The 9,980-nt window shown below is 69.9% G+C and carries 9 protein-coding genes; 7 read left to right on the plus strand and 2 right to left on the minus strand.

Translation table 11 applies throughout. The features are described 5' to 3' along the window. The first annotated feature begins 56 nt into the window (after nt 1–56). Both D471_RS39055 and D471_RS0106350 read left to right on the plus strand, forming a co-directional pair. Nucleotides 57–638, plus strand: coding sequence for a hypothetical protein (locus D471_RS39055; RefSeq protein ID WP_017597847.1), 582 nt, complete (start codon nt 57–59; stop codon nt 636–638). Further along, entirely contained in the window at nt 635–1,273 is a 639-nt protein-coding gene (locus D471_RS0106350) for a hypothetical protein (protein ID WP_017597848.1), read from the plus strand. Before D471_RS39055 ends, D471_RS0106350 begins: the two co-directional genes overlap by 4 nt. Nucleotides 1,274–1,295: 22 nt before the next feature. Here D471_RS0106350 and D471_RS0106355 read toward each other — a convergent pair whose 3' ends face one another. Next, on the minus strand, nt 1,296–2,369 hold the full coding sequence (locus D471_RS0106355; RefSeq protein WP_017597849.1) for an alpha/beta hydrolase family protein: 1,074 nt from the start codon (nt 2,367–2,369) through the stop codon (nt 1,296–1,298). Between the two features lie 94 nt (nt 2,370–2,463). Next, nucleotides 2,464–3,180, minus strand: coding sequence for a transcriptional repressor LexA (lexA, locus tag D471_RS0106360; RefSeq protein ID WP_017597850.1), 717 nt, complete (start codon nt 3,178–3,180; stop codon nt 2,464–2,466). Between the two features lie 648 nt (nt 3,181–3,828). On the opposite strand from lexA, the gene nrdR reads away from it, so the two are divergent. From nrdR to D471_RS0106385, 5 genes are all read left to right on the plus strand, one after another. After that, nucleotides 3,829–4,302, plus strand: coding sequence for a transcriptional regulator NrdR (nrdR, locus tag D471_RS0106365; protein ID WP_026127463.1), 474 nt, complete (start codon nt 3,829–3,831; stop codon nt 4,300–4,302). A gap of 59 nt (nt 4,303–4,361) precedes the next feature. After that, nucleotides 4,362–8,390, plus strand: coding sequence for a vitamin B12-dependent ribonucleotide reductase (locus D471_RS0106370; protein WP_017597852.1), 4,029 nt, complete (start codon nt 4,362–4,364; stop codon nt 8,388–8,390). Between the two features lie 91 nt (nt 8,391–8,481). Continuing rightward, entirely contained in the window at nt 8,482–8,898 is a 417-nt protein-coding gene (locus D471_RS0106375; protein ID WP_017597853.1) for a hypothetical protein, read from the plus strand. Between the two features lie 59 nt (nt 8,899–8,957). Next, entirely contained in the window at nt 8,958–9,320 is a 363-nt protein-coding gene (locus D471_RS41275; RefSeq protein ID WP_241479578.1) for a cytotoxic translational repressor of toxin-antitoxin stability system, read from the plus strand. 168 nt (nt 9,321–9,488) lie between these two features. After that, nucleotides 9,489–9,923 carry a CBS domain-containing protein gene (locus tag D471_RS0106385; RefSeq protein WP_017597855.1) on the plus strand — a complete coding sequence of 145 codons (435 nt, stop codon included), beginning with the start codon at nt 9,489–9,491 and terminating at the stop codon, nt 9,921–9,923. Nucleotides 9,924–9,980 lie beyond the last annotated feature (57 nt).

Raw genomic sequence — 9,980 nt, forward strand, 5'->3', positions numbered from 1 at the left:
ACGACTGACAGGGAGGCGGTGGCCGGGTGTCCCCATCCGGTAGGTCGGGTGGTCCGATGGTACGCGGTGCCGTCATCGTGTGTGGCGCCGCGCTAGTCTCCGCCGCGGCGATCGGCGGTGGACTCGTGTTGGCGGGAGGAGACCCCGACGTCCCCGGCGCGGACGACGTCCACACCACCGCCCCCGACTGCGCCGCCGTACCCGCGTCCGTGGTCGACGAGGCCCTGCCCGACGCCGTTCCTGAGACCATCGAGTCCGGGCCGCAGCCCGGCGGTGACACCGCGCTGTGCGCGTGGACCTCGCTGGGCACCGCCGAGGACCCCGGTGTGCTGCGGGTGGAGTTCTCCGCGCTGTTCACCGACACCTCCGGGGAAGTGCCCGTCGCGGGTACCGAACACGCCGAACGGGCTCTGACGGCTCTGGTGCCCCGGACGAGCGACGGTGTCCGGCTCCCGTCGGATGTCGAGGGGCACGTGTGGACGGACGGGGCGCAGGGCACCGCCGACCTGGCCTTCTACACTGACAATCTGCTGGTCCGGGTGGCCTACTCCGGTGTCTCCGGAGACGGGCCCGCCGACCGGGAGGACGCCCGTGAGCTGACGGTGCGGGTCGCGGAGCAACTCGTGGAGGTCTTGTGAACCCGGAAGGCCATCGTCCGGTCGTCCCGCGGGCCCAGCCTCAGAGCCGGGGATGCGCGATCGCCGGTGTCGTGGCGCTGACGCTGGTGGCGGTCCTGCTCGTGGCGGGCGGTGTGTGGTTCGTCCTGAACCGTGAGGCCCTGGAGTCGGGTGACTTCGAGGCCGCACCCGAGTGCGCGGTGGGAGAGACCGAGGCCCTCGCCGCGTCGGTGCCCTCCCATGTCTTGGAGCTCGAGGCGCCGGTCGGCGGGCAGCAGGACACGTTCGGTACCGGATGGCAGTGTCGGTGGGCCACCCCCGAGGGGCCGGGGGAGGCGGTGCCCTCCTTCGCGACCTTGGTGATGGTCGCCGCGCCCAACCCGGGCGGGATCGAGACGGCCGCCGAGAACCTGCGGAACACCACCGCGAACCAGGACACCACCGCGGTGGACGGTATCGGCGACGAAGCGGTCAGCTGGACTGACGAGTCCGACTTCCCGTTCGCCTGTGTGGGCGCCCGCGTGTCCAACCTGTACGTGGAGACCTGCTACGGCGCCGCCGCCGACTACGGCGTCGCGCGCGCGGCGGAGGCGGAGCACGGACGGGAGACGGCCGAGGAACTCGCCCGGGCCGTGATCGCCGAACTGCCCGCCTGACCAGGGCGCCCCGCGAGACGGCTCACCAGGCTCCGTCGAGGAACTCCTCCAACGCGGGGGCGACCTCCGGGGCGAAGGGGCGGTCGGCGTCGAGCACGGCCGCGCCGGGTTCGTCCCGGAACTCACGGAACACGTGGTCGGCGTCGGGGACGTCGACGCGTTCGGCGTCGGTGAACCCGCTCATGAGGCGGTCGACGTCCGCCCGGGAGACCTGGGCGTCCTGCTCTGCCCACAGCACCAGTACCGGGGTGCCCTCGGGGACGTCCCGGGCGAGGTCGACGGGGTCGAAGGCGTCGATCCAGGTCAGGAAGGCCGAGTTCCGCTCGGAGTAGACGGTCTCCAACAGGGGCGACAGGTCGTCGGGCAGGGCGCGTCCACCGCGCAGCGCGGCACGTCCCGCGCGGGCGTCGGAGAGCAGGGTGACACTGTCGCCCTCATCGAGCTGCCCGCGGGCCTCACCCACGCGGATCTGCTCGGTGAGCTGGCGGTCGATGAGGTCCAGGTAGCGGGTTCCGGGCGGGGCGGCCAGGACCAGCGCGGGCGAGGTGTCCACGAGTTCGTGCGCGCGCAGGGCGAACAGGGCGCCCTCGCTGTGTCCGACGACGACGGTGCGTTCGGGGTCCACCTCGGGTTGGGCCAGCAGCTCCCCGAAGGCGGCGACCACCTGACGGTCGAACACCTCCGGGGCGATGGGATCGTCCGGGTCGAGGCCGTCGGCCCCCGTCTCGCCGCTGCCGAGCTTGTCGTAGCGGAGCGAGGCGACACCGGCCTCGGCCAGCACACGGGTGAGGTTCAGGTTGGTGTCGGCGTCGGGTCGCGTCGGTGCGTTGCCGTCCCGGTCGGTGGGTCCGCTGCCGGAGACGATGAGGGCGGCGGGCACCGTCCCGGTGGTGTCCGAGGGCGCCGTGAACGTCGCGAACACCTCTGCGCCGTCCACGGTGAACGACAGGTCCCGAGCCGACCCGCTGACGCCGGGCGGAGGGACCGAGGGGTCCTCGCCGGAACAGGCGGTGGAGAACAGGAGGCCGGTGGTCGCGCCGACGACGGCGAGCATCCGCCAGCGGCCGTGCGCGGGGGAGGTGGTGGGTGTGGACACGCCCCCAGCTTAGGGCGTGCCCGGAGGCCGTGTATGCCGTCCTGTGACCGGTCCGTCCCCGGTACGCGGACGGACCGGGGACGCGGGATCGGCGTCAGACGCGGCGCATGACCGCGACGACCTTGCCGAGGATGGTGGCGTCGTCCCCGTTGATGGGCTCGTAGGCCTCGTTGCGGGGCAGGAGCCACACGTGGCCGTCGTCCTCGCGGCGCAGGACCTTGACCGTGGCCTCGTCGTCCAGCAGGGCGGCCACGATGTCGCCGTTGTTGGCGTCCTGCTGCTGGCGGACCACGACCATGTCGCCGTCGGTGATGGCGGCGTCCGTCATCGAGTCGCCGACCACGGTGAGCATGAACAGCCGTCCCTCGCCGACCAGCTGGCGCGGGAGGGAGAGCACGTCCTCCACGGACTCCTCGGCGAGGATCGGACCACCCGCGGCGATCCGGCCGACGAGCGGCACGGCGGCGGCACGCGAGGCGTCGGCGGTGAACTCCGCGGGGTCCGCCTTCGCGCCGGACGAGCGGCCGGGGGTGCGCAGTTCGACGGCGCGGGGGCGGTTCTGGTCGCGATGCAGGTAGCCCTTGCGCTGGAGCACCTTGAGCTGGTGCGCCACGCTGGAGGGGCTGGACAGGCCGACGGCGTCGCCGATTTCCCTTATCGAGGGCGGGAAACCGCGTTCCCTTACGTACCGCTGGATACAGTTCAGCACGCTCTGCTGACGCGCCGTGAGTTTGGGAGCGTCGGGCGTCGGCCCGTCCGCATCGCCCACGGGCGAGAGGACGGTGGTGGTTCCGGGATTCTCCTCCGGCACGGCCGGGCCTCCTCGGCGTTCGGTTCGGTCAGGGCCTGCTTGTGTGACTGGCCACGTCCGATCCGCGACCGCGCCGACCCTGGGGTCCACGTGACGGCGAAACCGGAGTGAAATCAACGTCAACATTAGTCGTTGCTGACGGTGATATCAAACAAGCGTTCGAGGCTGCGGACAATTGCTCGCGCGTTTTCGCGGTCAATTCCTGGCCTCCACTTACGTGTACACGTGTGCCCGTCCCGGTGTCCCGGGAATGCGCCAACACGAGTGCGCCCGTGTACGAGCGGGCCCGGTCGCCCCGTGTCGGTGTTCGTGCGCGATCGCCTGCGGGGGCGGCGATCGCGTTTTCCGGGCGGCCCGTCCGCGGCGGTCGGGCGGCGCGTCGGCGGTACCCTGGGAAGTGGGTTTCGGGCGGCCCGGTCCACCCCCTGCGGGTCGTCCGCCGATCCCCTCCCCCTCCGAGCGTCGGTGTCCGTGTTCCCGTGCGCGGCCGCCCGGGTGCGCACGGGGTGCGTGTTCGTCGAAGGTTGCGGCCTCATCCGTGGTCGTTGAGGTTCGACCACAACATCTGGGTGTGTTGGTGGGGTGGAAGTCCAGAAGTTGTGGTTAAGTGGATGTGCGGGTCGTCGCGAGGGAAGCAGGTGAACAGGGATGTATTGTCCGTTCTGCCGCCATCCGGACACCCGGGTGATCGACAGCAGGTCCACCGACGACGGTGCGGCCATCCGCCGCCGCCGGTCCTGCCCCGCGTGCGAGCGCAGATTCACCACACAGGAGACCGTCCTTCTGATGGTCGCCAAGCGCTCCGGCGTCACCGAGCCCTTCAGTCGCACCAAGGTCATCGCCGGGGTGCGCAGAGCCTGCCAGGGCCGCCCCGTCTCCGAGGACGCCCTGGCCAAGCTCGGCCAGCGGGTCGAGGAGGAGATCCGCAGCCGGGGACTGGCCGAGGTGCCGGCGCATGAGATCGGACTGGCCATCCTCGGTCCCATGCGCGAACTCGACGAGGTCGCCTACCTGCACTTCGCCAGCGTCTACCGCGGTTTCGAGAGCCTCGCCGACTTCGAGGCCGAGATCGCCAGCCTGCGCCAGGACCACGAGGTCGGGTCCGGCGCGGACGGGGAGTAACACCTCCACCGCACGGCCGGGAGCCGTGCCGTCGACGCGTTCTCGGGGGGAATGCCGTCATGACGAAGAGCACGAGTGACCAGACGGGCCCCGAGGGACTCAGGATGAGGCGCGTCCTCACCACACCCGGTGTCCACCCCTACGACACCCTCGAATGGGAACGCCGTGACGTCGTCATGACCAACTGGCGCGACGGAACGGTCAATTTCGAGCAACGCGGTGTGGAGTTCCCCACCTCGTGGTCGATGAACGCCACCCAGATCGTGGCGAGCAAGTACTTCCGGGGGGCGCTCGGAACCCCCGAACGCGAGTGGAGCCTCAAACAGATCATCGACCGCGTCGTGGGGGTCTACACCGAGACCGGCCGTTCGCACGGTTACTTCGCGGGGGACGAGGACGCCGAGACCTTCGACCACGAACTCAAGTACGCGCTCGTCCATCAGCTGTTCAGTTTCAACTCGCCCGTCTGGTTCAACGTCGGCACGACCTCACCACAGCAGGTCTCGGCGTGCTTCATCCTCTCCGTCGACGACACCATGGAGTCGATCCTCGACTGGTACAAGGAGGAGGGGATCATCTTCAAGGGCGGCTCCGGCGCGGGTGTGAACCTGTCCCGCATCCGCTCCAGCCGGGAACCGCTCTCCTCCGGCGGCATGGCCTCGGGGCCGGTCTCCTTCATGCGCGGCGCCGACGCCTCGGCCGGGACGATCAAGTCCGGCGGTGCCACCCGTCGGGCCGCCAAGATGGTCGTGCTGGACGTCGACCACCCCGACATCGAGGAGTTCGTCGAGACCAAGGCGCACGAGGAGCACAAGATCCGCGCCCTGCGCGACGCGGGCTTCGACGTCGACCTGGGCGGCGCCGACATGTTCAGCGTCCAGTACCAGAACGCCAACAACTCGGTCCGGGTCTGCGACGCGTTCATGCGCGCGGTCGAGAGCGGCACCGACTTCGGTCTCACCTCCCGTACGACGGGCGAGGTCATCGCCACCGTCGACGCCGGGGAGCTGTTCCACCGCATGGCCCGCGCCGCCTGGGAGTGCGCGGATCCGGGCATCCAGTACGACGGGGCCATCCAGGACTGGCACACCAACCCGGAGGCCGGCCGGATCAGCGCGAGCAACCCGTGCTTCCCGGCGGATCAGCGGGTACTGACCGACCGGGGGCACATCCCCATCGGTCAGCTCGTCGAGCGTGCCGCCCGGGGGGAGTCCTTCTCGGTCTACACCAACGACGTCACGGCTGCCGGGGAGACGTGTGACTCGGTCGTGGCCACGGTACCCACCCGGTACATGGTCACCGGGACCAACGAGATCGTCGAGTTGCGCTTCTCCGACGGCTCGGCTCTGCGCTGTACGCCCAGTCATCGTGTGTGGACCAGCAACCGGGGATGGGTCCGGGCGCAGGACTTGGGAAATGACGACCGCATCGTCCGCTCCTTCCGGTACGCTCCTCGTTCCAACCCCGTTCGCCAGATTCCCAGAGCCGCGCTGGACGCCGCCCGTTCGGCGTCGGAGAGGCCTGGCACGACCCCACTCACCCTCCCCGAGAAGTGGGACGAGGACGCGGACCTCGCCCACTACCTCGGCTGGCTCGTGGGGGACGGGTCGGTCAGCGAGGCCAGTGTCGTGACCGTCTACGGCACCGCCGAGGAACAGGAGTCCGTGCTCCCCCGTCACCAGGCTCTGATCGAACGCCTCACCGGGCACCGCAGCAAGCCCAGCCGCCAACCGAACGGGACCCAGCAGCTCAGGGTCACACGTCAGGCGATGGCGGCGTTCGTGCGTGCCCTCGGACTCGGAGGCCGCGCGGCGGACAAGTGCGTTCCCGCGTCGCTCTTCGAGGCACCTGAGGACACGGTCCTGGAGTTCCTCCGAGGGCTGTTCGACGCCGACGGCTGTGCGGTCGACCAGCCCAACGGGACGCGCTACGTCGGTTTGAGCACCCGTTCCGAGCGGCTCGCGCGCGAGGTACAGGAACTGCTCGCTCCCTTCGGGATCGCCAGCCGCGTCTACAAGACCTCCGACGGCAAGCCGGACACGTTCTCCTATGTGCGCAAGGACGGCAGCGCCGTCACCTACGGAAGCGATGGTCCGTTCTTCGATCTGCGGATCTCCAGCAGGTTCCTGTACGACTTCTCCGCTCTCGTCAACTTCACCATCGAGAGCAAGAGCGACAGGATCCAGGACGCTCTGGACTTCCGTCGTGTGTACAACACCGACAGCTCGGTCCGTCTGGTCTCCCGCGAGTCCCAGGGGTTCGAGACGACCTACAACCTGACCGAACCCCGCAACCACTCCTACATCGTGGGTAGCACTGTTGTGGCCAACTGTTCGGAATACGTGCACCTGGACGACTCCTCCTGCAACCTCGCCTCGATCAACCTGCTGAGGTTCCTGCGCGAGGACGGCACCTTCGACGTGGAGACGTTCACCCGGCTCACGGAGCTGGTGCTCACGGCGATGGACGTCTCCGTCGCCTTCGCCGACTTCCCCACGGAGCGGATCGGGGAGACCACCCGCGCCTACCGCCAGCTCGGTGTCGGCTACGCCAACCTCGGCGCCCTGCTGATGGCCACCGGCCACGCCTACGACTCCGACGGCGGCCGTGCCGTCGCCGCCTCGATCACCTCGCTCATGACCGCGACCGCCTACCGCCGTAGCGCCGAACTGGCCGGGGCGGTCGGACCCTACGACGGGTACGAACGCAACGCCCGGGCGCACCAGCGGGTCATGCGCAAGCACGCCGCCGCCAACGACGACCTGCGCACCGTCGGCGCACTGGAGGAGCCGATCCACGAGGCGGCCACCCGGGAGTGGGCGCGATGCCTGCGCCTGGGGGAACGGCATGGCTGGCGCAACGCCCAGGCGAGCCTGCTCGCACCCACGGGAACCATCGGCTTCATGATGGACTGCGACACCACCGGCATCGAACCGGACTTCTCGCTGGTCAAGTTCAAGAAACTGGCCGGCGGCGGGTCCATGCGGATCGTCAACCAGGCCGTGCCGCGCGCCCTGCGCACCCTCGGCTACCAGGACGAGCGGATCGAGGCGATCGTCGAGTACGTGTCCGAGCACGGCCACGTCGTGGACGCGCCCGGGCTGAGCCCCGAACACCACGAGGTGTTCGACTGCGCGATGGGCCGCCGCTACATCGAGCCGATGGGCCACATCCGCATGATGTCCGCCGTGCAGCCCTTCCTGTCCGGAGCCATCTCCAAGACGGTCAACGTCCCGGAGGAGGCCACGGTCGCCGACTTCGAGCACCTCTACCTGGAGGGCTGGCGCAGGGGGCTCAAGGCGCTCGCCGTCTACCGGGACAACTGCAAGGTCGGACAGCCGTTGTCCACCCGCGCCGCCGGGGACGCGGGAAGCGCGGCCGAGCCCCCGGCGGCCGAGGAGGTCCGCCCGGTCCGCCGCCGTCTGCCCAAGAAGCGCCCCAGCGAGACGACCTCGTTCTCCGTCGGCGGCGCCGAGGGCTACATCACCGCGGGCTCCTACCCTGACGACGGTCTGGGCGAGGTGTTCCTCAAGCTCGGCAAGCAGGGGTCCACCCTGGCGGGGGTGATGGACGCCTTCTCCATCGCCGTCTCCATCGCGCTCCAGTACGGGGTCCCCCTGGAGACCTACGTGGAGAAGTTCACGAACATGCGCTTCGACCCGGCCGGTGTGACCGACGATCCGGACGTCCGCATGGCGCAGTCGGTCATGGACTACATCTTCCGCCGCCTCGCGTTGGACCACCTGCCCTACGAGGAACGCGCCGCCCTGGGCGTGCTCTCGGCCGACGAGCGCAGGGCCCGGGCCGAGGGCGAGGACCCGTCCCAGGTGGCCGCCGAGGTGGAGTCGCTCGCCCAGTCGGCCGCCACCCGGGCGGCCCGGGACGACGCTTCCCGGGACACCGGCACGCCGCCCGCCGCGGAGGAGGGGCCGGATCCCGAGGAGCCGCACTCCAGCACCGAGCTGATGGAGCGGCAGCAGGGCTTCGTCGCGGACGCCCCGTTGTGCATGACCTGCGGTACGAAGATGCGTCCGTCCGGTAGCTGCTACGCCTGCGAGGGCTGCGGCGCCACCAGCGGGTGCAGCTGACCGCGTGCGTTCGAGGGATAAGTACTTCGCGTACTTGGCGTACTCAACCCTTGGTGGCAGTCTGAGAGCCCGCTCTGATGGAGGTTCCGCCATGGCATCCGTGCACTACGACAGCTACACCGAGGCTCGCACCCACCTCAAGAACCTCCTGGACGCGGCGGAGAGCGGTCGGGTCGCCACAGTCCGGCGGGAGTCGGTCAGAACCGCCGTCGTGGACGTCGAGAGACTGCGCCACTGCCTCGCGACGGTCACCCCGTCCCGTGCGCAGGTGGTGTCCGAGGCCGAAGGCTGGTCCGTGTTCATTCCGGGACTGCCCGTCGCCGCTGACGGGGGGTCCTTCGACGAGGCCCTCAGCGAGATGGTCGGTGCCCTGAGGGAGTACGCGGAGGACTGGCAGGACCACCTGCTCGACGCTCCCAACCACCGGGAGAACTGGGGGTTGGTCCAGCTGATCAGCCTCAGCAGTGATGGGCAGCTGCGCGACTGGCTCGTGGGGGAGGCGCAGTGACCTGGCCACGGCCCACACGCGAGGACCATGACCGCTTCTGCAAGGCAGAAGGGTGGAGGGTGGTACGAAACGCCCGCGGTGGTACCGGAACCCACCACATCACCTACGAGTTGGACCCGCCGGACGGTCGGATCCTGCGTACCAGGGTGTCCCGACCTGCGGATCGGACCGACTACGGGAGGAGTATGTGGGCGCACATCCTCCGGGACCAGCTCGATGTCGACGAGGCCGCGTTCTGGGCGTGCGTCCGTGATGGTGCCCCTCCTGACCGGGGAGTACCCGTACCGCTTTCGGGGGCACTGCCCGCCGACCTCGTTCACCTGCTGATCTCCAAGCTCGGTCTCCATGAGGCGGACATTGCGCAGATGAGCAAGGAGGAGGCGCTCGTCAGGCTTCAGCGGTACTGGATCGGGGGCGGCTGAGGCCGAGCCTCGGGGAGCCGCGTCCGTTGAGCCGTGAAGCCCGTGAGCGGGGCGGTGGTCCGGGGCTTCACACAGAGCGCACGGTTGGTCCAGACCTGTGGTTGACGGGGCGGGGGAGCGGGTAACCCTTCGGGACCGAGCGCCCCCGCCAGCGGAAGGGGGTCCGCCATGCTGATCTCCGGGATCCTCCGGTCCAAGGGGACGGAGGTGGTCAGTGTCGCCCCCGACGCGACCGTCGCGTTCCTGCTCACCGAACTCGCCCGACACGAGATCGGCGCCGTCGTCGTCGCCGAGGGCGACCGCGTCGTCGGCATCGTCTCCGAGAGGGACGTCGTCCGGGGTCTTGACCGCTCCGGCCCCGAACTCCTCGCCGCCCCCGTCGCGGCCATCATGACCGGCGACGTCTTCACCTGTACCACCGAGGACACCGTCGAGGACGTCAGTGAGGCGATGACCCTGCGCCGCTTCCGCCACGTCCCGGTGCTCTCCGGGGGCAGGCTCGTGGGCATCGTCAGCATCGGCGACGTCGTCAAGAGCCGCCTGAGCGTGCTGGAGGACGACCGAGCCGCGCTGGAGGCCTACATCCAGGGCCGCCGCGCCTGACCCCGGGCCCCGGCTCCCTACTCGTGCGCCCGGTCCCCCACGGCGACCGCGACGGCC

The sequence above is a fragment of the Nocardiopsis lucentensis DSM 44048 genome, from assembly GCF_000341125.1.
In the GTDB taxonomy this organism is placed as follows: Bacteria; Actinomycetota; Actinomycetes; order Streptosporangiales; family Streptosporangiaceae; genus Nocardiopsis; species Nocardiopsis lucentensis.

What these genes read in the sequence shown, in the direction of transcription:
- D471_RS39055 (WP_017597847.1), top strand. Translation starts at nt 57, where the DNA reads ATGGTACGCGGTGCCGTCATCGTGTGTGGCGCCGCGCTAGTCTCCGCC.
- D471_RS0106375 (WP_017597853.1), top strand. Translation starts at nt 8,482, where the DNA reads ATGGCATCCGTGCACTACGACAGCTACACCGAGGCTCGCACCCACCTC.
- D471_RS0106370 (WP_017597852.1), top strand. Translation starts at nt 4,362, where the DNA reads ATGACGAAGAGCACGAGTGACCAGACGGGCCCCGAGGGACTCAGGATG.
- D471_RS0106385 (WP_017597855.1), top strand. Translation starts at nt 9,489, where the DNA reads ATGCTGATCTCCGGGATCCTCCGGTCCAAGGGGACGGAGGTGGTCAGT.
- nrdR (WP_026127463.1), top strand. Translation starts at nt 3,829, where the DNA reads ATGTATTGTCCGTTCTGCCGCCATCCGGACACCCGGGTGATCGACAGC.